This is a genomic window from Escherichia sp. E4702, from assembly GCF_963883545.1.
GTDB lineage: Bacteria > Pseudomonadota > Gammaproteobacteria > Enterobacterales > Enterobacteriaceae > Escherichia.
The window spans coordinates 1-25852 of record NZ_CAWORF010000011.1; the positions used below are offsets into that span (position 1 = coordinate 1).

Genomic DNA, 25852 nt, shown 5'->3' on the forward strand with positions numbered 1-25852 from the left:
CGCAGACAGCGCAGCTCTGGCATAACGCCACGTCGCATCCGCACTGGTGCGGCCTGACCCTGCTGGCCATCGATGGTGTGTTCTGGCGCACACCGGATACGCCGGAAAACGATAGTGCCTTTCCCCGCCAGACACATGGCGGAACCCCGGCACTCTACCCACAGGTTAAAATGGTCTGTCAGATGGAGCTGACCAGCCATCTGCTGACAGCAGCGGCCTTCGGCACGATGAAAAACAGCGAAAATGAGCTCGCGGAGCAACTGATAGAGCAGACCGGCGATAACACCCTGACCTTAATGGATAAAGGTTATTACTCACTGGGGCTGCTGAATGCATGGAGCCGGGCGGGAGAACACCGTCACTGGATGATCCCGCTCAGAAAGGGGGCGCAGTATGAAGAGGTCAGAAAACTGGGTAAAGGCGACCATCTGGTGAAGCTGAAAACCAGTCCTCAGGCGCGAAAAAAGTGGCCGGATCTGGGACAGGAGATGACAGCCCGCCTGCTGACCGTGACACGCAAGGGAAAAATGTGCCATCTGCTGACGTCGATGACGGACGCCATGCGTTACCCCGGAGGGGAAATGGCGGACCTGTACAGTCATCGATGGGAGATAGAACTGGGATACAGGGAAATGAAACAGACGATGCAACTGAGCAGGCTGACGCTGAGAAGTAAAAAGCCGGAGCTTGTGGAGCAGGAGTTATGGGGCGTGTTACTGGCGTATAATCTGGTGAGATATCAGATGATTAAAATGGCGGGCCATCTGAAAGGATACTGGCCGAATCAGCTGAGCTTCTCAGAATCATGCGGCATGGTCATGAGAATGCTGATGACCCTTCAGGGGGCTTCACCAGGTCGTATTCCGGAGCTGATGCAGGATCTTGAAAGTATGGGACAACTGGTAAGGTTGCCGACAAGAAGGGAAAGGGCCTTCCCCAGGGTGGTAAAGGAAAGGCCCTGGAGATACCCCATAGCCTCGAAAAAAGGCCAGTCAGTTGCTTAACTGACTGGCATTACACCCGAAGGTGGCGTGTTTATATTATGACTGATCCCTGTCTAACCAGTCGCCGCTTTCAATCAGCGTTAATCCATCGACGGGTCGTTGATAAACGTACATCCATGCACTCCCGTACGGCGTCTGAATCAACTGGCGCGCGTATTCACCGCCCCTGGTGCGCAAGGCATCAAGTTCGGCCAGCGTGGCGTTGTCAATACGATAAACTTCACCATGTACCGTTCCGTTTCCCGGAACTGCGCCTGGATAGTGGCCCAGGCTATACAACTGGTAGTTATCGATACTGAAATCGCCCAGCAACTGGGCATTTGTCATCCAGTGGCTGTTGCCTTGTTTGTGACGTAAACTGCCGTAGACAAATATTCGCATAGCTAAAACTCGAACTGATAGAGCAAATCCAGTGCCTGATCTACACCAGACACGGCTTCCAGATATAGCTTCGGCATCAGGCGATAACGTAACGTGAGTGTTGCTATAGAGTCAAATATCCCCACGCCGTATTTCACTTGTAAGCCTGGTAATACATAGCCGCTGACCACCACCTGGGAAGAATCACCTACCCCTTCGGTGTCGAGCGCTAAATTACTTACACCAAATGTCTCGCCGATTTTACCCACAATCTGACCACTTTGCGCAACCCCCAGACCAATCAGCATCGAAGTCATCGCCGCGCTGTCGCTCTGATCGCTCTCCAGCCCTTGTCCACGCAACAAGTAAGACAATGCAGCCTGTTGTGACATCGCCGGGTCAGAGAAGATCTCCGCTTTCGGCTCATCCGCCAGCCCGGTGACACGAACACCAGCGATTACGTCATCTTCTGTTGCATCCGGGTTACGAATGGCTTCGATATTGAGATAAGGTTGATCCGGTGGACCAGAGAACAGCAGCTCACCTTTGCGCACAATCAGATCCTGGCCATATGCATGGAAGCGTCCTTCAGGGATGTTAATTTGCCCGTTCAGGCCCAGCCCTTGTTTGTCCTGTACGACGTTGAGATCGCCCGTCAGCCGCGCCTTCAGGCCAAAGGCATCAATGCGCACGTTATTGCCGACGTGGACAATCAGGTTGCTGTTGATCGGAATTGACGCGGTTTTCGTCTCCTCCGGTTGCAGGTTATCGTTGAGCATCACCACATCGCTTGAGACACCCACCGCACTTTCCGGCAGATCGTGCACCACAATGCGCGCCCACGGTACATCCACGCGACCATCAAGGGTAAACAGGCTTGGTGTCGCTTCGAATACGATGTCAGGCGACACATCCATTCGCACCATCGGTGGTACGGTGATCCGGACCTTACTGCCTTTCGCCGTTACCCGCGCCCGCCAGTTTTCAATCTGGCTCCAGTCAGCATCACCGTTCAGGTAGATGTCACCCTGCTGAGTCCTCACGGTCCCCGCAAGCGTCGAGCGCATACCGTTAAAATTGACCGCAAGCTGACTCGGCTGCATATCAAATGGCATAAAGTTGCCGTCGATATCCACGCCCGTGACCTGTAGCTGACCAAACAGCTGCGGGCTTTGCACATCACCGCCCAGACGTAGGTTGGCGCTCACCATCCCCGCTGCTTTTTCACCACGCGTAAAGATGGGGTTCACCATTGCGAGGTTAAAATTGCGGATGTTGACGTTGCCACCAAGATTCCGGTGGCCTTGTGGATCGGTCACCTGCACCTGACCATCAAACTGGCCGTTATTGGTCAGACGGATGGTCCAGCCCAGCTCAGCGCGATTATTCCGCAGCTCTGCCGATAGGTTCAGCGTCTGAAACGCCACCGGTAGCGCCGCATCGTTGACGGTTTGCGTCACCTGCACGTTACGCCCCGAAAGAGTGATACTGCCCTGTGGCAGCCCCTCTTTGGTGGTGTCCCAGGCAACGTCCGCTTTACCCGTGAAGATACCGCTTGCCTGAGTAGTTTCCGGCATAAACGGTTTCAGCATTGCCAGGTCGAAGCGGTTGAGATTCACAACCGCACGCCCTTCAGCCCCGGCATCAATGGTTTGCGGCACGCACAGTTCCGCATTCGGGTTAAGCCAGCAGTGTGGCCCGATGCTGATTTTTTGCTCCTTATTGCGGTAATCCAGCGCAATATCGCGGGTCAGCGACCACGGGCCGACCGGCGTCTGGAAGCGCGTATTGCTAAGTGTTCCCTTCCAGCGTTCTTCTTTGCGATCAAAGCTACCTGCCAGATTAAGCTGCCCGGAAACCGGCTCGCCCTGAATCCTCAGTTGTAACTCGTGCTGCTTTTCGCTGCCTTTCGCATTCAGAGTAACGAGGCTGATATTCACATCCGGCTGCGAGATTTGCTCAACGCGCACGTCGAGTTTACCCGCAATCTGATCGGTGGATTTGATGTCGCCTTCCACGCGAACCTGCGACACAGAAAGTTCCTGCCAGCGCAAGCCGCGCGCGGTGATATCCGCCAGCAACTGCGGCGCTTCCACCGTACCGCGAACTTTCACCAGCCCTTTCGCTGTACCGCCAAGTCCTGGCAGCGCGTTATCCAGCCCCGGCGCATTGATGGTGGCGTCAAGATTGAGATCTTTTACCCCCAGCTCGCCTTTCACTTCGGCACTGTTTGGCCCCAGTTCCAGATGCAGACCTGGGATCATCCACTGCATATAACTGTTGCCTTTCAGCGTTCCCTCAACGTTCACTTTGTTATGTTTGACGTTGCCGGTCAGCTTCAACTCCGGCACGTCCATCTGCCAGGTGCCGCCGTACAGGCTACCGCGCGTTTTGATCAAACCATTGAGTTTCGATGGCCAGTCCGGGAACTCTTTCGCCGTATTAATGCCGTTGAACGTCAATTCGCCGCGCCAACTAATGGCCTGCTGCCAGTCGAGCAGCGCCTTCAGCTCGGTTTTTCCTTCCAGCGCCGCAACGGTGAGTTTATCGAGATTGACCTGCTGTTCATTCCCTTTCGCATCAAGGGTAATGGTCGCTGGCGGGATCTCCTGCCCTTTCACCGCCGTACGCATAGACAGCGTGTAATCGGTCATTTTGCCGGTGAGTTTCAGTTTCAGGTCATCCGCCTGATATTGCTTCTCACCAGTGAACGGCCAGTAAAGTTGTTTGCTGTTCACTTCCACGTTGAGCGGCAGTCCGGCTTCCGCCAGCCGCGTCTGAGCGCGCAAATCCATATCCACCGGGCCGGAAAGGTTAACGCCTATCTCCAGCTGTTCGCGCAGCGCGCCGCCCACTTTTAGCTTCACCTTTTCACCTTTCAACGGCTCCACATTCAAAGTGCTGTTGAGGGTGATATCTACTGGCCAGTTGTTGGACAATTGTGCCGTACCGCTGGCATTGACAATCCCCTGGTTAGAGTCAATATCCAGCGCGTCCAGTTTGGTATTGCCGTCGATGCTGCTCACTTTCAGCAGCATGGTGCTCACGGTGATATCCGTGTCGCCTGTCACGCGCAGTTGCTCGCCTTTAAACTCTTCAATGTTCAGGTTAAGCGGCAAATGCACGTCGGTCATTTCCGGCAATACCGGGCGAGAAAAGAGATCTTTCAGCGTTTCGCCGAGCGGCTTTTCCTCCGGCTGCGGATTTTCAATCTTCGGCTCGACCACTTCTTCCTGCGCCACGTCCGCCACTTTCGGCAAGGCAATCAGCAAGCCTTTCAGCGACGTCGGTTTCAGGGTCAGGGTTTTCTCCTGCCAGTTCAGGCCGGAGGTGAAGTCCATCACCGACACCGTAGTGTCATCAATCTTGATGTTGACGTTATCCAGCGCCACGCGTGTCAGTGTGATGGGATACGGCGTGGAGAGATCCAGCGGTCCACTATCTTCCTCTTCTTCAACCTGCTCAGAAGGAGGCATTTTTTTGCTGTCGATGTTGACCTGAATATCTTTCAGCGCCAGATCGTTAACACAAACGCTGCTGTTCCACAGACAATCCAGCCCAACGGCCAGGTGCAGATTGCCCGCTTTTACCGCCACGCCTGGCTGCTCATAACGAACGTCAGACAGGGTAAGGTCGCGCCAGCCGCCAGTGACCTTGCCGATGTCCAGCCCTGGCACCCAGCGGTCCGCCGCTTTAAATACCAGATGCAGGCCGCTAGTGGTGCCAACCAGAAATGCCACCGAGCCCAGCAGTAGTAAGATGACGATAACCGCGCCGAGGCTGATTTTTTTCCATAAACTCATAATTCTGGCCCCAGACCGATGTAAAACTGTAACCCGTGCTCGTCTTTATCCGCGACCGGTACGGCGAAATCGAGCTTGATTGGCCCGACCGGCGATTCCCAGCGCACGCCGACCCCGGTGCCGGTTTTGAAGTCGCTGCGGCGGATATCACTCACCGCTTCACCGCTATCGACAAACACCGCGCCCCACCATTTTCCGGTCACGTTGTACTGGTACTCCAGTGATCCGGTAATTAGCTTTGATGCCCCTTTCAGGTCACCATTGTCATATTTCGGCGCAATAGATTTGTATTTATAGCCGCGAATACTGCGGTCGCCCCCGGCGAAGAAACGCAGATCCGGCGGTACTTTGTCGAAGTCACCGGTTTCAATCCAGCCCAACGTGCCGCGCGTAACAAAGCGATGGCGATCGTACAGTGTGCGGATCCAGACGTTCTGTGCCTGGAAAACGGAGAAATCGACATCCGATCCCCAGGCTGTGTTGGAATAGTCGATAGAGTAGCGTTGCGAGTCGCCCCAGGTCGGCATCAGGCCGCCGCGTGATCGCGTCCGGCTAATCATCACACCTGGATAAAACAGCATTGTGGTGTTAGTAATTTCACCCTGAGTAAAGTGGTCGAGACTCCAGCGTAGGTTAATGGCGCGCTGCCAGCCGCTGGAAAGATCCCAGTAGCGGGAAGCGACCAGGGTAGTGGAATCGGATTCGGTGTCATTCAGGTCAGTACGCTTAAAACCGCCCTGCACCAAATAATATTGTTCCAGCGGATTCTTCAGCAGCGGCATTTTATAGCTGAAGTCGAGGGTCTGTTCCGGCGCGGAAATACTGGTACTGGTAGTCAGACTGTGACCGTATGAGTTCATCCACGGCTTTTTCCACGTCGCTTTCACGCGCGGTCCCACGTCCGTAGAGTAACCGACCCCGGTTTCGATGGTGTTTTCTGTTCGCGGCGAAACCACGCCCGTCAACGGTAATACTTTCGTTTCGCGCGCTTTATCAAATTGCGGTGCCACTACTACCGAATTAAACCAGCCAGTCGCGGAAAGGCGACGGTTCAGTTCCGCCAGATCTTTTGACTCGTATTCATCGCCTTCTTTGAACGGTACCAGGTTTTGCAGGTACTCGTCGCGAATTTGCGAACCTTCAAAGGTCACATGCCCAAAGCGGTAACGTTCGCCACTGTTGTAATCAATATCCCAGTACGCTTTATGCAGGCCAAGCGCTATGCCTAACTGAGCTTTGGTAAATTCGCTATCGAAATAGCCTTTACGCAGCGCAATACTGGTTAAGGACTTTTTGAAATTTTCATAATCGCCCTGGTTTAGCACCGTACCTATAGCCGGGCGAGTATCCAGCAACTTCAAATAGTCTTTATCGGTTCGCGCACCGCCGCGCAAGACAACATCGGTGCCGCCAATCAATACGGGTACACCCGGTGTAACTTTAGCAACCAGCACCTGCCGTCCTTTCTTTGGCGGTGGCTGGAGATCAAATTCAATTGTTGGCTGGTAATAGCCCAGTGCTTTTAGACCTTCCCGAATGGCATCATCAACACGTGCGCGAAAGCGCCGGTCTGGCGTCACTTCATCACTTTGAATCGTAGAAAGCTGTGCACGAACGTTTTTTTTCCAGCTGTCCCGATAACCCTTCCACCTGTAGACGGACATTCGCGGCGATGGCAGAACCACTAAAGCAGAGTAAGCTTACACAGCATAACTGTCGGATATAGCGCACATTTTCTCCTGAATATCCTTTATTCCTGCCCCTGGAACTCCGTTAAACGGCTTAACAATAATCCAGCAATATGGATTAAAAAGCAGACTAAACCCAAAATATTACTTATGTTTTACTTTAGACCCATTCACGGGGGTTATTGTGTGCAAATACGTCCCTTGTTACAACCTAAACCCCTATGACCGACTTTCGGGAGAACGACACCATGAGTTTATTTGATAAAAAGCATCTGGTTTCCCCCACCGATGCCCTTCCTGGACGGAATACCCCGATGCCCGTAGCTACGCTGCATGCGGTCAACGGTCACTCAATGACAAATGTGCCTGACGGAATGGAGATCGCCATTTTTGCGATGGGCTGTTTCTGGGGCGTTGAACGCCTTTTCTGGCAACTTCCCGGTGTTTACAGTACTGCCGCAGGCTACACTGGCGGTTACACGCCAAACCCGACTTATCGGGAAGTGTGTTCCGGTGAGACCGGCCACGCCGAAGCGGTGCGAGTGGTTTACGATCCGTCGGTAATCAGCTATGAACAACTGTTGCAGGTTTTCTGGGAAAACCACGATCCTGCACAAGGGATGCGTCAAGGTAATGATCACGGCACGCAGTACCGTTCCGCGATTTACCCGCTGACGCCAGAACAGGATGCCGCCGCCCGCGCAAGTCTGGAACGTTTTCAGGCCGCAATGCTCGCCGCCGATGACGATCGCCAGATAACCACCGAGATTGCTAACGCCACACCGTTCTATTATGCCGAAGATGACCACCAACAGTATCTACATAAAAACCCTTATGGCTATTGCGGAATTGGCGGAATAGGCGTTTGTCTGCCGCCTGAAGTGTAGTATTAAAAGGTGGCCCCAAAGTGAAATGAGACAAAAATTTAACCCTCTGGCGACTTTACAGTACCTTACGCTATACTAGCCTCTGAAAATGCCGGTTCACTCTCTTCGAATCGGCTTTCAATGTGTATTTCACACAAATTAATCAACTTCCCCTTCCGAGGATCTGACCTGAACGGTTAGATAAGATATGTTAAACAGTATTTTAGTCATACTCTGCTTGATCGCTGTAAGTGCGTTCTTCTCGATGTCTGAGATCTCGCTTGCCGCCTCACGCAAAATCAAACTTAAACTGCTGGCTGATGAAGGCAATATAAATGCCCAACGCGTTATGAATATGCAGGAAAATCCCGGCATGTTCTTTACCGTGGTACAAATCGGTCTGAACGCAGTGGCGATTCTCGGCGGTATCGTCGGTGATGCGGCGTTTTCCCCGGCTTTTAACAGCCTGTTCTCCCGCTATATGTCGGCAGAGCTCTCTGAGCAACTGAGCTTTATTCTCTCTTTCTCGTTAGTGACTGGCATGTTTATCCTGTTTGCGGATTTAACCCCGAAACGCATCGGTATGATTGCGCCAGAAGCTGTGGCTTTGCGTATCATCAACCCGATGCGCTTCTGCCTGTACGTCTGCACCCCGCTGGTGTGGTTCTTCAACGGCCTGGCGAACATGATCTTCCGTATCTTTAAACTGCCGATGGTGCGCAAGGATGACATCACTTCCGATGATATTTACGCGGTAGTAGAAGCGGGGGCGCTGGCGGGGGTATTACGTAAACAAGAGCATGAACTGATTGAAAACGTGTTCGAGCTTGAATCCCGTACTGTCCCGTCATCTATGACTCCGCGTGAGAACGTCATCTGGTTCGATCTCCACGAAGACGAGCAAAGTCTGAAGAATAAAGTGGCGGAACATCCGCACTCAAAATTCCTCGTCTGTACTGAAGATATCGACCACATCATCGGCTATGTGGATTCGAAAGATCTGCTTAACCGCGTGCTGGCCAATCAAAGCCTGGCGCTGAACAGTGGCGTCCAAATTCGCAACACGCTGATCGTGCCAGACACGCTGACCCTTTCTGAGGCGCTGGAAAGTTTTAAAACTGCGGGCGAAGACTTTGCAGTAATCATGAATGAATACGCGCTGGTGGTGGGGATAATCACCCTCAACGACGTGATGACCACACTGATGGGCGATCTGGTTGGTCAGGGTCTGGAAGAGCAGATTGTGGCGCGTGATGAGAACTCATGGCTAATCGATGGCGGAACACCGATTGATGACGTGATGCGTGTACTGGATATTGACGAGTTCCCGCAGTCAGGCAATTACGAAACCATTGGCGGCTTTATGATGTTTATGCTGCGTAAGATCCCCAAACGCACTGATTCGGTGAAATTCGCCGGCTACAAATTTGAAGTGGTGGATATCGATAACTACCGCATCGACCAGCTGCTGGTAACGCGGATCGACAGCAAAGCCACCGTCCTTTCGCCAAAACTGACTGACGCTAAAGATAAAGACAAAGATAAAGAAGAAAACGTCGCATAACCTCAGAAACATCAACGGCTCCTGAATCAGGAGCCGTCTTATTACTGCATAGCACTTTGGTTAAGCCATCTCTGTTTGCAGACGCATAACCTGACGGTTTACCTCGGACATCACTGATAAATGCAGTTTATCCTTCACTTTTGGGATAAGAATTTTACCCTTATCAAATTCAAAAGCGCCAACATCCTTGATGTATAACCGTCCACGAAACAGGATCTTCACGTACTTCGCCACTTGCAGTGGGTTGTACCGTTGGAAAATTTTCATTGTTGTCTCCTGCTGAGTATTACGCCTTTGCGGTACCACAATCGGTCCAACTATTATGAGGCGCAAATTTTAATGCCTAATGACTATAGACTACTGCGGTAATGTTTCCAGCCTGTATGAGTTTTTTTACCGTAACGTTACAATTATTCAGAATTATCTTTTCGCCTAATCAGAATCTTTAGTATAAGCATTCATTTTTCATATGATTTGTGCGCTTGTCCGCAAACTGGCATCACACGTGCGGGATTTTCGATAAATAGCACATATGATTAAAAGTCAGACCCAAGTGGTCGGATCACCTGCATATCATAAGAAGGAAACACCATGACTCTACGCAAGATTCTGGCCCTCACCTGCCTGCTGCTGCCGATGATGACCTCCGCACATCAGTTCGAAACCGGCCAGCGAGTACCGCCGATTGGCATTACCGATCGTGGCGAGTTGGTGCTTGATAAAGATCAGTTTAGCTACAAAACCTGGAACAGCGCGCAGTTAGCGGGAAAAGTGCGAGTGCTACAACATATTGCTGGTCGTACGTCAGCCAAAGAGAAAAACGCGACGCTGATAGAAGCGATTAAATCGGCGAAGTTGCCGCACGATCGCTACCAGACCACCACCATTGTCAACACAGATGACGCAATTCCGGGTTCCGGCATGTTTGTGCGCAGCAGTCTGGAAAGTAATAAAAAGCTTTATCCGTGGTCGCAGTTTATTGTCGATAGCAACGGCGTCGCGCGCGGCGCCTGGCAGTTGGATGAAGAGAGTTCTGCCATTGCCGTGCTCGATAAAGACGGCCGTGTGCAATGGGCGAAGGACGGAGCGCTCACCCAGGAAGAGGTGCAGCAAGTGATGGACTTGCTGCATAAGTTGCTCAATAAATAGAAACTCTGAATCCTGGATTCAGGAACGATTCACGCGGGGTATAATCCAGCGGTTTACCCTGCCAATCGTGTACGTGCGCTCCGGCTGCGGCTGCAACAGCGTGGCCGGCGGCAGTGTCCCAAATATTGGTTGGTCCGAAACGTGGGTAGAGCTGCGCCTGCCCTTCCGCCACCAGACAGAATTTCAGCGAAGAGCCAATGGACGTCGTCTGATGTTCGCCAAGCTGTTGCAGATACTCTTTCAGCTCTGCATCCGCATGGGATCGGCTGATGACCACCAGCGGCGGCCGCGCATCGCGTACCTGAATCTGCTTGCGCACGCCGCACTCTTCTTTCCAGGCTTTGCCTTCTGCCGCACTGTACATTACGTTCATTACTGGCGCATACACCACACCTAAAATCGGTTTTCCGTGGTCGATGAGCGCAATATTAACGGTGAATTCGCCGTTACGTTTAATAAACTCTTTAGTGCCATCCAGCGGGTCCACCAGCCAGTAACGTTGCCAGTGCTGACGGACTTCCCAGCCGGGAGGATCTTCTTCAGACAGAACCGGAATATCCGGCGTCAGCGTACGTAAACCGTCCATGATTACGGTATGCGCGGCAATGTCCGCCGCTGTCACCGGTGAGTTATCCGCTTTGCTGACGACGTCCATCGGTTTCGTCCCGTCGTAGACCTGCATAATGGCATCGCCCGCAATCCGTGCGAGTTGACATACTTGTTCTAACATTCTCCACCTCTTTTGTTTCAGTGGTGTTAACTCGTTGTTTTACTTATACCCTATCGTTAAAGAATCCGCCAACTGTGATGGCGTCATCGTTTCCTGATTTATTATTTATGGCATCCTTCAACGCTCTGTATGAAAGACGTTTCATCTACTCATTCATAAAAGGATGCCCAGATGGTTAAGTTTAGTGCAACGCTCCTTGCTACGCTGATTGCCGCCAGTGTGAATGCGGCAACAGTCGATCTCCGCATAATGGAAACCTCTGATTTGCATAGCAATATGATGGATTTCGATTATTACAAAGACTCCGCCACAGAAAAATTCGGACTGGTTCGTACTGCGAGTCTGATTAATGACGCGCGTAATGAAGTGAAAAACAGCGTGCTGGTCGATAACGGCGATTTGATTCAGGGGAGTCCGCTGGCAGATTACATGTCGGCGAAAGGATTAAAAGCAGGTGATGTTCATCCGGTTTATAAGGCGCTGAATACGCTGGATTATACGGTCGGCACACTCGGCAATCATGAATTTAACTACGGTCTGGATTACCTGAAAAATGCGCTGGCAGGGGCGAAATTCCCTTATATAAACGCCAACGTCATTGACGCTAAGACCCAACAGCCCATGTTTACGCCGTTTTTAATTAAAGACACCGAAGTGGTCGATAAAGACGGGAAAAAACAGACACTGAAGATTGGCTACATCGGCGTCGTGCCACCGCAGATTATGAGCTGGGATAAAGCCAATTTATCCGGCAAAGTCACCGTTAACGATATTACTGAAACAGTGCGCAAGTACGTACCAGAAATGCGCGAGAAAGGGGCCGATATTGTTGTCGTTCTGGCTCATTCTGGTTTGTCTGCCGATCCGTATAAAGTGATGGCGGAAAACTCGGTTTATTATCTCAGTGAAATTCTGGGCGTTGACGCCATTATGTTTGGCCATGCTCACGCCGTCTTCCCGAGTAAAGATTTTGCCGATATTAAAGGCGCGGATATTGCCAAAGGTACGCTGAACGGTGTTCCGGCGGTAATGCCTGGCATGTGGGGCGATCATCTGGGCGTGGTTGATCTGCAACTCAATAATGACAGCGGGAAATGGCAGGTGACGCAGGCCAAAGCCGAAGCACGGCCTATTTACGATATCACCAATAAAAAATCTCTCGCCGCAGAAGACAGCCAACTGGTAGAAACGCTAAAGGCCGATCACGACGCCACACGCCAGTTTGTCAGCAAACCGATCGGTAAATCTGCCGACAATATGTATAGCTATCTGGCGCTGGTGCAGGATGATCCGACCGTGCAGGTGGTGAACAACGCGCAAAAAGCGTATGTCGAACATTACATTCAGGGCGATCCCGATCTGGCAAAACTGCCCGTGCTCTCTGCTGCCGCGCCGTTTAAAGTCGGTGGGCGTAAGAACGACCCTGCCAGCTATGTCGAAGTGGAAAAAGGCCAGTTGACCTTCCGTAATGCCGCCGATCTCTATCTCTATCCCAATACGCTTATCGTGGTGAAAGCCAGTGGTAAAGAGGTGAAAGAGTGGCTGGAGTGCTCCGCCGGGCAGTTTAACCAGATTGATCCTAACAGCACTCAACCACAGTCGTTGATCAACTGGGATGGTTTCCGCACCTATAACTTTGATGTGATTGATGGTGTGAATTATCAGATTGATGTTACCCAGCCCGCCCGCTATGACGGTGAATGTCAGGTGGTTAATGCCAATGCTGAAAGGATTAAGAACCTGACCTTTAACGGTAAACCCATTGATCCGAACGCCATGTTCCTCGTTGCCACCAATAACTATCGCGCTTACAGCGGCAAATTTGCCGGAACAGGTGATAGCCATATTGCCTTTGCTTCACCGGATGAGAACCGCTCGGTACTGGCAGCGTGGATTGCTGAAGAGTCTAAACGTGCGGGAGAAATCCACCCGGCGGCAGATAACAACTGGCGCCTAGCGCCGATTGCTGGCGATAAGAAACTGGATATCCGTTTCGAAACTTCCCCGTCAGATAAAGCCGCAGCATTTATTAAAGAGAAAGGGCAGTACCCGATGAATAAAGTCGCGACCGATGATATCGGCTTTGCGATTTATCAGGTGGATTTGAGTAAGTAAAACACTTCTTTTTCGGCCTACAAATCATCAACCGCATCCGGCATTTACTGGCGGATGCGATGCTGACGCATCTTATTCGCCCTACAAGNNATGAACCGTAGGCCGGATAAGCGCATCCGGCANTTATTGGCGGATGCGATGCTGGCGCATCTTATCCGCCCTACAAGCTATGAACCGTAGGCCGGATAAGCGCAGCGCATCCGGCTCTTCCTGGCGGATGCGATGCTGACGCATCTTATCCGCCCTACAAGCCATGAACCGTAGGCCGGATAAGCGCAGCGCATCCGGCATTTATTGGCGGATGCGATGCTGGCGCATCTTATCCGCCCTACAAACCATGTACCGTAGATACTGTTACGGCCTGCAAGTTTTTTCCTGGTCCAGTCTCCCGGATTGCAGGCATGCCAGACACAGCGCCGTCAGGCGCTGTTTTTTTCATCCCTTCCGCGATTTTACGCCGCTACCGGATTATGCCGTGACGCATCGAACGGCACGCCTGACTTCAGCACTCCATACGCCACCTGTGCCAGCTTGCGCATCATCGCGCCGAGAATCACCTTTCCTTTCTTGCCATTAGCCGCCAGACGGTCGCGGAACGCCCGTCCCCACTCAGTCTTACTGGTGGCTACCATTGCAGGCATATACAACGCCCTGCGAAGCGACACATGTCCGGCTTTACTCAACCGGTTTGCCCCTCTCACACTGCTGCCTGATTCATAACGCCGTGGTGTCAGACCCGCAAAAGCGGCGAACTGTCTGGCACGGGCGAAGCGGTCCTTCAGACCGATATAAGCCAGCAATACCGCAGATGTTTTTTCTCCGATACCCGGGATGCTTTCCAGCAGTTTCCTGCGGTGTTTCATATCCGGATCATCGTCCGTCAGGTCTTTTATCTGCTTCTCAAGACGCTTCAGCTCTGCTTCAAGCCACAGAAGGTGGGCATCAATACTCGGCCTCTGGACTTCCCGCGCCGTTTCAGTGCGATTCAGTTCCTGCGTGTGCATATCTGTCAGCGCCTGGTGGCGTACCACCAGGGCACGCAACGCGCGTTCAAGCGGGTGAGGCGCTTCCCAGGCTGCAGGGCGCTTCTGACGACAGAACTCTGCCAGCATGCGCGCATCAACGGTATCGGTCTTGTTACGCAGTCCTTCACTCTGAGCGAAAGCTTTGCCGAGCGCAGGGTTAATGACTGACACGATGTAGCCAGCATCGTAAAGGCACTCTGCGGCAACTTCCATATAGGTGCCGGTCGCTTCGATGCAGATATGCGCATGGTCAATCTTGTGACCCTTCAGCCAGCTCACCAGCTCATCGTGCCCTTTAGGGGTGTTAGCGAATTTTTTGGTGCGATGACGGCCATCAGGGCGCAACACATCGACATCCAGTTTCTCTTTAGCGGTGTCGATACCAATATAATGAAGTTCATGTTCCATAGTGAAACCAACCTTGCAAATACGGATTACCGGGAAAACCGGTCCATGATACTGTCCGGTTTATCACTTTGGGAGAAAGGCAGTCCGCTGCATAAATCTACCGCGCAGGTTAGAACCCAAGGCCGGATACGGCATGCGGACTGCAGGCAGAGAAAACTGGCCAATTTTCTCTGCACAGGAGGGATAATACAAGGTCGGATAAGACGCGTCAGCGTCGCATCCGACGATACGCGGCAATGCTGCCTCCAGCACTAAAGAATAAGGGAACCCGATGGTTCCCTTTTTCACATCATTGACAATCGCCGCCTGTTCCAGGCAAACTTCCCGCTTTGTCGATTTCCTTCTGAAAAGACGTACGCGTTAAATCCTGCCAACGCACCGTAACCCTGAAAACCAGAGAGATGAGACGGGGAGACTCCTCGCCTTGCGCTGCATTCTGGAGTAATGCATGACTGCTGTAAGCCAAACAGAAACACGATCTTCTGCCAATATTTCGCTCTTCCGCATCGCTTTTGCGGTTTTTCTCACCTACATGACCGTAGGGCTGCCGTTGCCGGTTATCCCGCTGTTTGTTCATCATGAACTGGGCTATGGCAACACCATGGTCGGAATTGCCGTCGGGATTCAGTTTCTGGCTACGGTGCTGACGCGTGGCTACGCCGGACGGCTGGCCGATCAATATGGTGCAAAACGTTCGGCGCTTCAGGGTATGTTCGCCTGTGGTCTGGCTGGCGGCGCGCTGCTGCTGGCGGCGCTTTTGCCTGTCTCCGCACCGATTAAATTTGCCCTGCTGGTCGTCGGGCGTTTGATTCTTGGTTTTGGCGAAAGCCAGTTGCTGACGGGCGCTTTGACCTGGGGATTGGGCATTGTCGGGCCGAAACACTCAGGCAAAGTGATGTCGTGGAACGGGATGGCGATTTATGGCGCACTGGCGGTGGGCGCACCGCTTGGCTTGTTGATTCATAGCCATTACGGTTTTGCCGCACTGGCGCTTACGACAATGGCATTGCCTTTACTGGCGTGGGCTTGTAACGGCACAGTCCGCAAAGTACCGGCAATGGCGGGAGAACGTCCATCGCTGTGGAGCGTTGTCGGACTTATCTGGAAACCGGGTCTTGGTCTGGCGCTTCAGGGCGTTGGCTTTGCGGTTATCGGAACTTTTGTATCGCTCTACTTTGCCAGCAAAGGATGGGCGATGGCAGGTTTTACACTCACCGCATTTGGCGGCGCATTTGTCGTGATGCGCGTGATGTTCGGCTGGATGCCAGACCGTTTTGGCGGCGTGAAAGTGGCGATTGTCTCTTTGCTTGTCGAAACGGTAGGTTTGTTGCTGCTCTGGCAAGCGCCTGGCGCGTGGGTGGCATTAGCTGGTGCGGCGTTAACCGGGGCAGGGTGTTCACTTATCTTCCCGGCGCTTGGTGTGGAAGTGGTTAAGCGCGTTCCGTCTCAGGTTCGCGGTACTGCGCTCGGCGGTTATGCGGCGTTTCAGGATATCGCCCTCGGTGTTTCCGGGCCACTGGCAGGTGTCCTGGCGACCACATTTGGCTACTCGTCGGTATTCCTTGCCGGGGCGATATCGGCGGTGCTGGGGATTATCGTGACGATACTGTCATTTCGTCGTGGTTAACTCAATAACCAGACCAACATCACGATGATGGCGGTCAGCAATATCCACAGGCTGGGGCGCATGGCCATTTCTTGCATCGTGTTAATGAATGGCGTAAAGGGATTGAGTAACGGTTGAATATCTCGCGGTTCAATCCCATTCACCCGCCGTTGATAAAGCTGGTTGAGGATATCCTCGGCCTGTGCGGAAGTCAGGGCTGATTGCTGAGAAAGGCCATATTTTTGCTCAACATAGCTCGATAATACTGTCAACTCGCTGGCATCCAGTGGCTGTTTTAGCGCCATCTGAAGCGACTCCAGCGTCGGTGTATTTTGCTGACTTAACACCTGGCGTGCCTGCAACCAGGTAACCAGGTGGGTAAACATTTTTGCCGGGATCAACTCACCATTTTTTACCCCAGAAAGTTCCAGCATAGATTGCCAAATCTGTTTGCTGGGTTCTCCTGTTGCCGCCGCGAGTTTAGTCACCAGTTGCTTAAGCGTATTGTGTTCTGCCGGTAGCAAAGGGCGATCGGTCGCCTGGCGCTGTTGCGGCTGCGGGATAACCATCTTCCCTTCCTGTAACAGCGTCAGGACGGTTTTTAATTGCTCCGGTGAGAGTTGATTCAGCGGCGTCTGACCAAAGTTATGACGAATGTAATCTGTGACCGCCTGACGATTATTCCCCAGCCGTAAATACTCGCTCAATTGCGCCAAAAGCTGGCGGACAGAATGGCTTTCTTGCGCGGCCAGTAAACGTTGTGCAAGGTTTTGTTCTGCGGCGGGGAAATTGCGTGAAAGTAACGGTGAATCGCCGGGCAGACCGATGTCGTGCTTTATACCAGCCCACAATTCCGCGCTCTGCTGTTGCGTCAGCGAAGTCACTTTGGTTATCAAACTTTCCAGCACTGTACGTTGCAAGCTGGATAAAGGCTGATTGCCTGCGCCAGACGACAGTTTATCCCCCTGACCCGGTGGTTGCCCAGGAGGGGCGGAAATTGGTTGTATCATTACGTATCCTTATACCTGAAATCATCGCAAGTATGCCTGGCCGCGAGATTATGGCACACTTGTCCGGTTAACTCTCGTTCTCATACAGGTACCACAAACGTGAAAATCCTTGTTGATGAAAAAAGTGATGATTTAATTTATTGATATAAAAGGATTTGTATCAGCGTATGTCCACGCAGTGACCACATTTTCGAGAGGTAGAGCAAGCCCGCAACATTGCGGGCTTTGTCTTATGGTTCGATCGCCGTTTTGAGCCGTTGTGTTGCTACATCAAAATAATGATCACTGGTTTCTATACCAATAAATTTGCGTCCTGCTTTCAGTGCAGCCACACCCGTTGTCCCTGACCCCATAAAAGGATCAAGGACTGTTCCGCCACTATTCACAGTCCTGACCAGTTCCGCCATTAGTTCTTCTGGTTTTCCGGTCGGGTGCATTTTCTTTGACGGGATAACCGGGTACGTCATGCAGCCGTCGAACGGTCCCGAAGGTGATTTATCTAAATGGCCTTTGCTGCCCCAGACGATGTATTCGCACTGGTGCCGGAAATACCCGGTATGTGGTGTTCGTGACCCCCTCCCTTTGTTCCACGCAATGATGCCGCGCCATGTAAAGCCACTGGCCTGAAACGCATCGGTTAAAGCTGGTAGTTGTCGCCAGTCAGTAAATACCAGGGCATAACCGCCCGGCCTGACTGCGCGGTGTGCCTGTGCCATCCATAATTGTGTCCAGTAAGCCCACGAACGGGCGTCCATGTTTTCACCCGCGAACCCATCAAAGCGGTGAAGGTTCTCGCCGTTCAGATATTTTGCATGGCTGCCCTGGTTGGTGCGTCCGGCCTTGTGTGTCGCACCCGAACTGTAAGGCGGGTCAGTAATTAAGGCATCAATGCTTTCTGGCTCAATCAGCGGCAATATTTCCAGCGCATTTCCACGACAGAGCGTGGCATTGTCAGTCTGGTAAATCTTAGTGTGTTCCGGTGTATGTACTGGCTGGTGCTGGATTGCGATCCCCACGGTCATAACTCCTCATGCGTGTGGGGTGCTCAATGGCTCTCGTTATCTGGTTAAGTGTTTTGCAGCGCGGACATTTTATTTCAATGTAGAGAAATGAGGCGCGGGCAAGTAGTTTGTTGCAATTTTTGCATCGTACATTTTGCGTCATTTGCGGCACCTCTTGTGTGGTTACTGCTGCCGATATGATAGCAAATCGATCGTTTTTATCGATCGGATTTATTGCATCGATCTGTTATGCCTATTGCTTATGGGTGGTGCCCTCATTTGTGAGGACACCAAAAAGAAAACCCGCAGTTTTTACGGTGCGGGTTTGTTGTTCATGTCTGTCTGATAGGGTGCCTTATCGACCTTACCCTGGCAACCGATTGACGGGGGATTGCTCCCCCGTCGCGGTTTCCTTACTGCTTACACTGTAAGATCGCCGCAAACTCCGCTCCCCAGAAGCTCATCCGTATTTCACACAGCGAACCGTGTAGCATCCAGATGATGAGGATTGCCGTCACGCAGAACGTGATGGCTATAAGCGATTTTTGCGACATAGCACTTGCTCCTTTTTTTGCAAAGGCGCTAAGCTCTTGCCCGCTTATTGATTACGTTGTGAAACGCCCAGAGTTGAACATAAGGTTTAGTTGGGCCTTTTTACATCTGGCCTTCGTGTTTGCTGTCCAGCCATCAGTCGAAAGGTGTCCGCGTGAATTCTAGCCTGCTTTTTTTTCTTGCTTCAATACGTTGACTAATTTCAACACTCTGTTGTGCATATCCTGAACGCAGACATTATTCAGTCACGCATTTGATACATGCTTCCGCCGGCGTTCGCGCCGGTTTTTTGTCCTGTTGCTGCGTAGATCGTCATGTGCGATCGAGGCGCGGTATTGATCCTTTTTTCAGTTTAATTCTGGCTCTTGATTTTACGCAGGCCGCGCCGCGTCTGGCTTCTTTGTTTGATGGTTGTTTGATGCGATCCTTTAGTGATCGTTTTTCGTCTCGCGTAAAGCATGAAAACTCTTTTAATATCATGCTGTTTTATTGCTCCTGTCATTTGCGTGATCGTAAAAACCTCTCTGAAAACTGAAAAAAATTTCAAAGCGTGAAATTTCAGATCTTCGCTTTTCCCTCAGTTACTGCGCGGGCTGGCGGTCATTTTTGCACGGCAGAAAACTGAAAAAGTGTTTCGACACAAAACCCGCGGGTTGGAGGGGGTAGCGCGGTTTACGTCACCTCACGCTTTACGTCACACCGTTTACGCGGTATGTGCATACAGCGCCAGAATGGTATGCAGAACGCATTAATCAGGTGGTGGATATGAAAACGCACGGTCGAAGCCGTGCGTTGTGTGGTGGGGCGTTTATGTGGCTTTTATGTCGGGTTATCAGGCGATAAGGTCGCCGTATTTTTCACGCAGACTCGTGGCCTGTTGGGCATCTGCGGCAAGTTCGCCGCTGTTCATCGGTGCGCCAGTGTTGCTGTGGGTGTGGTTTGCTGTATGTGTGGCCAGCAATTGAATCAGGTCCAGAATATCAGTCAGCAACGTCAGCAGGTTAAGCCCGGACTTTTCCCGCGAGCCGCTGCGACCAATAAACACTGTCGGGGCGGTAAACTCCAGACCGCCGTCCGCCCTGCATGTTCTGCGGCCTCCCACGTTTTCAGTCAGGTCGTGCTCAATCGTTGACGTTGCGCCTTTAAGTTTAGTCAGCAAATCCTGCGCCACCATCTGGATGTGTTCGCCGGCTGCGATCGCGTAATTGCCGGTAGTAAGGTGTTCTGTCTGGCCTGTCATCAGCTTGCTGGTACCAAGAACACTGGTTATGTCGTTTGCCTGGACTGTTGTTGTTCTGGTTGTTGTTGTGCGTTCTTCCTGGTCGCTGTTAATGGTTCGCCTGGCAGAATGCTCCCTGATTTGCTGGTCGGTTTCCCTGTGCCAGCTTCCGTCAGTCGTGACACGCTGAAACACTTCTGCGCGCTGTTGCTGCAACTGTTCGCCGGGCTTTACATCAGGCAGGTTATGTCCGGCAGGTAAGATTTGCCTGATGACAGGTTTATCCGGGCGGCCTTCAATACTGGATATTTCCACGATGGTGCCTGCCGGTGGGTAGGCAAAACATCCCGCCTCGCTACCAGCCATCGGGACAGGGAGCGGTACTGCCGGGTAAACAGGCGTATCGCTTTTGTCGTTGCCGTTCTCATCAAGCAGCTGCACGTCCACGGCGTAGCGTGGGCGGAAACTGTCGGCTACATCGCCCAGGGTGGCGGATTCCGTTGGTGCGACGACCCGCGCCAGTCTGGTGTGTAGTGTACCGCTGGCCAGTTCCGGAAACTGCGTTTCCATCTGTCTGCGCAATGGTGATTTGGAAACAGGGCTACCCGTGGCGGTGAGGCGCTCCCATGTCAGTGTCATTTTCTCGTTGTTGAGGGCTACACGGGTAATACGCCCGGCCGGAAGATTCACACCCGGCCGCACGGTTTCCATGAACATGATGTCGATGCTGTTTCCGCCGCTTTGCCCGAGTGTGTACTGTTGCGGAATATCGGGCATGGTAATGCTGGCAAACCGTGAATCAGCTGCGTTTCCCACAAATACAGAACCGTCCGGCATGGGGTGCCAGACGTAATCGCTGATACTGAATGAGCGCCCCAGCTGGCTGAGTAACTGCGTCCCGCTGCCGCTGTGGGTGATGTAGGGAGTTGGTGTGCTGACATAATCCGCATCTGGCGTGATAAAAACGATACCGCTTTGTCGCCCCAGATTATCGAGCACATCCCGCAACGTCGGGTGTTGCATGGAGCAGGGGAAATCAAAATCCAGCACAGCAGCTGCTTCACGGATAAAAAGGCGACGTGAGCCATTTTCGGCCGGTTGATCGCGTTCTATGTAGCCAGAGAAATAGCGCCAGGCCTCACCATTACGGCCGAGATCGATTTGCACCATTGCGCCGGCAAGGCTTTTTTCTGGTGACAGATTGTTAACAGAAACGAAGCCGCGACCGGCAGCATTCAGGGTGAGAGCAAGGCTGATATCGGCAATTTCCACCTGTTCGCCATTGATCATGCAGCGTTGTATCAATTTCATGTTTTCCCTTCCTCTTTCGCGCTTCCGATGCCAACAGCATCCAGACCAGAGCCAACGGCATCATTGATTTTTTTCCAGAATGAACTTTGCGTATTCATGCCTTTGTCTGGCACCTGTTCGCTGCCGTTCTGTGTTTGCTGTTTTGCAATTGTTTTCTGTGAGCCGCTACGTGCAGATGCTTTCTCTGGTACGCTTAATTTTTCTCTGAGGGTAAAGGTGACCTGCCAGTGCATCTTGCCCTGTTGTTCCGTGGCATCGATGCCGCCGGAAAAAACACCCTGTCGCATATTAATCGCCTTAGCGGTAGCGTTGGCGATGCGGTATGTTTTTTTGGCCCCGTTACCTTCAGTTGCTTCGGCAAGCTGAAAAATACGGGTCAGAATGGCCTCATCGTTAAAATCAATGACACCTGACACGCGCAGTTCTTTTGCCTTGTTTCCCTGCTGAGCGCTTGTGGTGCTGGTTGACTGCCCGGACATGTCTTTATCCGGTAGTTGCATGGTGGCACTGACGGTGATGTTGCGCAGCAGAATGGCCTCTCCGTCAAGCGCAAGAACAATTATCTGGGTCATGTAGTGCTTCCCTTAGTGATGAGAGTTCATCGCCGACAAACAGCATCACGGCGGTAAAAACCCACTCCGGGTGTGGAATGTTTTTTTGTATCAGTGCCGCAGTCTGATTAAGTGTTCCCTTGTTGCAAAAACGCCACACCGGACAGAATTGTTGTCTGAGTGCTGTCTCTCGCCCGGCAATTTCCTGCAAAATTTTATCTCTCGCTTCCCTGAACTGATGAAGTGACGATGACAATGTTTCCGGTGATGTGGCTGCTGGGGTGGCTGCCTGCGCAATGGTTGCCGCCAGTGTCATGCCACGGGTTGTCTGTGTTGACAGCGTTATCGGCTCCGGAAGTGATGTTGCCGGCCTGGCGGGGAGTTGCATTCTGCTGATGGCCAGCGAAAGCTGGCTGGAGATCATGCGGGACATTCGCCCCACCTCCGGCAACGGAAATGCACCTGAAAATTGCCTGGCGAGTGATAAAAATTCGTCAGCGGACGGGGCGCAGAGTAACAGCGCCACAACGTCCTTTTCTGTGCTTTCTGTCAGGTACGGTAAAAGTGCGGATACCGCATTGTCCGGACTGAGATAACGCCCGGATGGTGTAATGTTTCCCGTATTTTCTGACCACGGATGAAGGCAGACCACTGAACAGCTGATGTTCATGGCTGCCGGGCGCAGAATGGCCTTTTCCCATTTCATTCTGCCTTGCCCACCTGAAATGCGCGAATTTCTGCGAGATTATTCAGTTTAGTCAGTGTGTTTTTCATCTCCCGCTGGCGCAGATAAATCTCATTGTTGCGGGTAACCTGTGCCTGAACCATTGCCGTCAGCAGTTCGTCCAGTTGCTGCACGGAGAGTTTCACCTGGCGGTTGTTCGCGTCGTTCCATGTCATAACGCTTCGTGCCGTGTCAGATTTTGCCAGCATCACCACCGGAGACAATCTGTCCACTGAAACAGGGCCGGCATCCCAGATTCGCTTTTTCCATTCGAATGTGAACGACCGCGCTTCCTGTTCTGTGCGCCATGCTTCAATTTCCCGACGCTTGGCTGTTTTTGCTGCTTCCAGTATTTCCGGTGTCACAGTGAACGGAGCTATCTCCCCCCATTTACCGCTTTGCAGTTCCTGCCAGATTTTCTGGCCTGTTGGCGCCGTATCATCTGCCGTCGCTGTATACGGCAGTGCTTCGCCCATTCCCTCGAGCAGTACGTCACAGTCAATTGCACCACTTTCGATATAACGGGCGTTTTCGATTTTTTTTATTTTCATAAATCACCTATGCTGTACGTATAAACAAACCAATCATGACACCGAACGTATCAGCCGATCCCATCATGTCGCCAGACAATGCCCGGTACGTTCCCGGCAAACCTGCTCCTGAATCACGAAAATAAGCAGATACGTTGCCGTCGTATACGCCGGCCACGTTACTGGTGAAATGGCCCTTAAATTCAACCGCGCTAAGACGCGAGCCAGGGTAATAATAACCCCGCATTATCCGGCGATTCTGGTCTGAAGAGTCACTTCCTCTGTATGCGGCCAGCACCAGACTGCCTGTGCCGTACCAGGCGTCTGTGGCTCCCGGAGCAATGCCTGACAGAAGATCGATAACGTTCTGAGTGGTAAATTTCAGTGATTCCCAGCCGATGAGATAGCCATTTCCACTTGTCCAGTAGCGGTTGTGATAAATATTGCCGTTAATGCCATAGAAAGTAATGACCTTTACTGTATGACGCGGGTTCGGCACTCCATACTCTGACTCAACCCAGCGAATACGAACCATTCCTTTGAACAGCACGTCCGGTATAATTTTATTGCTGCCGTCAACAAGATATTCTCCCGGTTCTGCCTTCCTTACCCACGCAAGAAAATCATTTTCTGAGTTAAACCTGATGACCTCGTCAGGGAGAAAGATATGACCAAAGCCGAACGCGCCAGGTATAGCCAGGCGGTCTGCCGTGCGGTCATGAATGTCACCCTGCGGCTCCAGTGTGGCAGCTTTTCCAAGCTCAAGGATCGTGTGCATGTCTGCCAGTGTTTCCTGCATCAGCAGAGTGCGCGCCATTTCTGACAGTGTGGAAAGCGAAGCATTCCCTTCCGTATCAAAGCACAATAATTTGTCTGCCCGCGCTTTCAAATTGCTGATGGCGGTTAACACGTCACTGAGAGGTTGCTTGCCTGCCAGCGCGTTGGTGACTGTTGTTGCAAAGTTCGGGTCATTGCCCAGCGCCGCCGCCAGTTCGTTCAGCGTGTCCAGGGCTTCGGGAGATGAATCCACCAGTGCAGCGAGCAGTTTGCGGACAAACGCCGCATTTGCGATTTCTGTCCCCGTGGCATCATCAGGCGGTGTCGGGGTTTTCGGAGCGCCGGTAAAGACCGGACTGTACAGGGTGGCTCTGGCGTTGATTAACGTTAAGAAGTACGCCTCATTTGTCTTCAGGTTATCCCAGCCAGTCAGATAACCACCGCTGAGAGGCCAGTAACGGTTGTAATAAACATCTCCGTTAACGGTGTATAAAATAATGGCTTTTGCCATATGTTGCGGTTCTGGTGGATTGCGGTTCGCCTCCAGAAACCGGATATTAATTACACCACAGTAGCCACCGGGTAACACACCATTGGCCCCCTGTACAGAATACTCTCCGGGCGTTGCCTGCTTGACCCATGCTAGGAGGTCTTTTTCTGTATCAAACCGGATAAGCTCGCCTGGCAGAAACATGTGACCAAAACCAAATGCGCCCGGTATCGCCAGCCGGCCTTCCGTGCGGTCGTAAATATCACTCTGCGGCTCCATTGTGGCGGCATTTTTCAGTCCCAGATTATCACGGGATTCCTGTTGCGCCTCTTCACCTTCTGCCGCAATTTCTGACAGGTGGTTAGCCGTTTTCAGCATTGTTTTCAGTTCCGGATAAATATCCATCTGCCAGCTCTGTGGGGGAACCGTGATTTGTGCAGCCTGAGCCATACCACTGTAAGTGATTGCAAAATTACGAAGAAGAGTTTCCCCCACATGTTTGTGGTGAACAGGAGTTTTTATTACACCGCATAGCGTGCCACTTGCCTGGTGAACAAGACAAATCCAGTCATAACTGAATTCGGCGTCTTCAGTGACTGCACCGCTACATACAATGCTGTTTGGGGTCAGTTGTCCGTAGGTGAGTTTGTTTACGGTATAAGTAATTTTTTCCGGTGGAATAATATTATCTTCCGGGCTGGGGTCGCGATTCATTAGTGCAAATACGATGGCATCCGGCCGGGCAGGTAAATTGCCGGCAATGCATTTTGCAATCCATTTTTCAAATGCTTTCGTTAATAATGCGCTCATTATTCTTTATTCTCATTAATAGTTTGCGACAGCTCCGGCCACGCGATCGCGGCATACGCTGTTTTATCCGTAATCAGGCTAAAATCCATCACCTGCAATTCCTTTGCGTAAATACGATATGCTCTCAGCTTTTCTTTATCTTCGTCGCTGATTAACCCCAGCAACAGGTCTTTTTCCCAGTCAGCAGTTAACCGGCTTACATCCTTGAGCTTCCTCACTCGCTCATCTTCTGCCTTTTTACCGTAATCAAATATGAATTTACCATCCCGGTAAAACCAGTAACCCGATATATCAATTCGTCGGTTAGCTGTGTTATCTGTCACTTCAATCACGCTCCTGTTTCTGGGGTTAATTGACGCAACATCTTTGCCAACCCAGGTAACTTTTCCTGTATCCAGATATTCGACTTTTAATGTGTCAGGTGAAAAATCTTTCTGAATCTCATACCAGTTTTCACCAGATTCTGCATACAACCACTCGACGCCATATCTTTTAGTTAACTCATATTGTTCGGCTGTTTTCGGATTGCCCGACGTAATATTTTTTAAGTGCAACATAA

The 25852-nt window shown here is 51.8% G+C and carries 20 protein-coding genes and 3 pseudogenes; 6 read left to right on the top strand and 17 right to left on the bottom strand.

Features of this window, described 5'->3' with window-relative positions:
• A partial coding sequence (locus tag AACU94_RS04400; RefSeq protein WP_135488987.1) for an IS4 family transposase occupies positions 1 to 1004 on the top strand: 1004 nt, incomplete at its 5' end.
• Positions 1005 to 1040: 36 nt separating this feature from the next.
• Here AACU94_RS04400 and AACU94_RS04405 read toward each other — a convergent pair.
• The 3 genes and pseudogenes from AACU94_RS04405 to tamA form a co-directional block, all read right to left on the bottom strand.
• Positions 1041 to 1385: a gamma-glutamylcyclotransferase family protein gene (locus AACU94_RS04405; protein WP_130206055.1), complete on the bottom strand. Its 345-nt coding sequence runs from the start codon at positions 1383 to 1385 to the stop codon at positions 1041 to 1043.
• Positions 1386 to 1387: 2 nt separating this feature from the next.
• Complete coding sequence (gene tamB / locus AACU94_RS04410; RefSeq protein WP_135488988.1) at positions 1388 to 5167, bottom strand: autotransporter assembly complex protein TamB; 3780 nt, start codon at positions 5165 to 5167, stop codon at positions 1388 to 1390.
• Positions 5164 to 6898 (bottom strand): annotated as a pseudogene (tamA, locus tag AACU94_RS04415) (autotransporter assembly complex protein TamA). Before tamA ends, tamB begins: the two are co-directional and overlap by 4 nt.
• A 205-nt stretch (positions 6899 to 7103) precedes the next feature.
• Here tamA and msrA point away from each other — a divergent pair.
• On the top strand, positions 7104 to 7742 hold the full coding sequence (gene msrA, locus AACU94_RS04420) for a peptide-methionine (S)-S-oxide reductase MsrA (protein ID WP_130221755.1): 639 nt from the start codon (positions 7104 to 7106) through the stop codon (positions 7740 to 7742).
• Positions 7743 to 7929: 187 nt separating this feature from the next.
• Positions 7930 to 9285 carry a hemolysin family protein gene (locus AACU94_RS04425; protein WP_130206047.1) on the top strand — a complete coding sequence of 452 codons (1356 nt, stop codon included), beginning with the start codon at positions 7930 to 7932 and terminating at the stop codon, positions 9283 to 9285.
• Between the two features lie 60 nt (positions 9286 to 9345).
• Here the strand turns inward: AACU94_RS04425 and AACU94_RS04430 are convergent, their stop codons facing one another.
• The gene (locus AACU94_RS04430; RefSeq protein WP_000689228.1) at positions 9346 to 9552 is read right to left on the bottom strand and encodes a DUF1107 domain-containing protein; all 207 of its coding nucleotides are present in this window, start codon (positions 9550 to 9552) and stop codon (positions 9346 to 9348) included.
• A gap of 324 nt (positions 9553 to 9876) precedes the next feature.
• On the opposite strand from AACU94_RS04430, the gene AACU94_RS04435 reads away from it, so the two are divergent.
• Positions 9877 to 10434 (top strand): YtfJ family protein, encoded by a 558-nt coding sequence (locus tag AACU94_RS04435; RefSeq protein WP_130216681.1) that lies wholly within the window; start codon positions 9877 to 9879, stop codon positions 10432 to 10434.
• Here the strand turns inward: AACU94_RS04435 and cysQ are convergent.
• A complete protein-coding gene (gene cysQ, locus AACU94_RS04440; RefSeq protein ID WP_130206045.1) occupies positions 10424 to 11164 on the bottom strand; it encodes a 3'(2'),5'-bisphosphate nucleotidase CysQ in 741 nt (246 codons plus the stop codon). The genes AACU94_RS04435 and cysQ overlap by 11 nt on opposite strands.
• Before the next feature lie 171 nt (positions 11165 to 11335).
• Between cysQ and cpdB the strand changes: the two genes are divergently transcribed.
• The gene (gene cpdB / locus AACU94_RS04445) at positions 11336 to 13279 is read left to right on the top strand and encodes a 2',3'-cyclic-nucleotide 2'-phosphodiesterase (RefSeq protein ID WP_135488989.1); all 1944 of its coding nucleotides are present in this window, start codon (positions 11336 to 11338) and stop codon (positions 13277 to 13279) included.
• 452 nt (positions 13280 to 13731) lie between these two features.
• On the opposite strand, the gene AACU94_RS04450 is transcribed toward cpdB, so the two are convergent.
• Positions 13732 to 14712 (bottom strand): IS110-like element IS621 family transposase, encoded by a 981-nt coding sequence (locus AACU94_RS04450; RefSeq protein ID WP_135488990.1) that lies wholly within the window; start codon positions 14710 to 14712, stop codon positions 13732 to 13734.
• A gap of 448 nt (positions 14713 to 15160) precedes the next feature.
• Between AACU94_RS04450 and AACU94_RS04455 the strand changes: the two genes are divergently transcribed.
• Entirely contained in the window at positions 15161 to 16339 is a 1179-nt protein-coding gene (locus AACU94_RS04455) for an MFS transporter (protein WP_135488992.1), read from the top strand.
• Here the strand turns inward: AACU94_RS04455 and flk are convergent.
• The 11 genes and pseudogenes from flk to AACU94_RS04510 all read right to left on the bottom strand — a co-directional run bounded on the left by flk (position 16336) and on the right by AACU94_RS04510 (position 25850).
• Positions 16336 to 17328: a flagella biosynthesis regulator Flk gene (gene flk, locus AACU94_RS04460; RefSeq protein WP_130216936.1), complete on the bottom strand. Its 993-nt coding sequence runs from the start codon at positions 17326 to 17328 to the stop codon at positions 16336 to 16338. The genes AACU94_RS04455 and flk overlap by 4 nt on opposite strands.
• Before the next feature lie 230 nt (positions 17329 to 17558).
• Entirely contained in the window at positions 17559 to 18350 is a 792-nt protein-coding gene (locus AACU94_RS04465) for a DNA-methyltransferase (RefSeq protein ID WP_135488993.1), read from the bottom strand.
• Positions 18295 to 18492 carry a Com family DNA-binding transcriptional regulator gene (locus tag AACU94_RS04470; RefSeq protein WP_135488994.1) on the bottom strand — a complete coding sequence of 66 codons (198 nt, stop codon included), beginning with the start codon at positions 18490 to 18492 and terminating at the stop codon, positions 18295 to 18297. The genes AACU94_RS04465 and AACU94_RS04470 overlap by 56 nt, the downstream gene beginning before the upstream one ends.
• 250 nt (positions 18493 to 18742) lie before the next feature.
• The gene (locus tag AACU94_RS04475) at positions 18743 to 18883 is read right to left on the bottom strand and encodes a Hok/Gef family protein (RefSeq protein ID WP_135488995.1); all 141 of its coding nucleotides are present in this window, start codon (positions 18881 to 18883) and stop codon (positions 18743 to 18745) included.
• Between the two features lie 830 nt (positions 18884 to 19713).
• Entirely contained in the window at positions 19714 to 21411 is a 1698-nt protein-coding gene (locus AACU94_RS04480) for a hypothetical protein (RefSeq protein WP_135486378.1), read from the bottom strand.
• Positions 21408 to 21983: a baseplate complex protein gene (locus AACU94_RS04485; protein WP_135486379.1), complete on the bottom strand. Its 576-nt coding sequence runs from the start codon at positions 21981 to 21983 to the stop codon at positions 21408 to 21410. Before AACU94_RS04485 ends, AACU94_RS04480 begins: the two co-directional genes overlap by 4 nt.
• On the bottom strand, positions 21955 to 22668 hold the full coding sequence (locus AACU94_RS04490) for a hypothetical protein (RefSeq protein ID WP_135486380.1): 714 nt from the start codon (positions 22666 to 22668) through the stop codon (positions 21955 to 21957). The genes AACU94_RS04485 and AACU94_RS04490 overlap by 29 nt, the downstream gene beginning before the upstream one ends.
• On the bottom strand, positions 22665 to 23237 hold the full coding sequence (locus AACU94_RS04495; RefSeq protein ID WP_135486381.1) for a DUF4376 domain-containing protein: 573 nt from the start codon (positions 23235 to 23237) through the stop codon (positions 22665 to 22667). The genes AACU94_RS04490 and AACU94_RS04495 overlap by 4 nt, the downstream gene beginning before the upstream one ends.
• A 280-nt stretch (positions 23238 to 23517) precedes the next feature.
• Positions 23518 to 24366 (bottom strand): annotated as a pseudogene (locus tag AACU94_RS24680) (phage tail protein); the annotation flags it as partial.
• 528 nt (positions 24367 to 24894) lie between these two features.
• Positions 24895 to 25293, bottom strand: a pseudogene (locus AACU94_RS04505) (phage tail-collar fiber domain-containing protein); the annotation flags it as partial.
• Complete coding sequence (locus AACU94_RS04510) at positions 25293 to 25850, bottom strand: tail fiber assembly protein (RefSeq protein WP_135486382.1); 558 nt, start codon at positions 25848 to 25850, stop codon at positions 25293 to 25295. The gene AACU94_RS04510 and the pseudogene AACU94_RS04505, both read right to left, overlap by 1 nt.
• Positions 25851 to 25852: the final 2 nt, after the last annotated feature.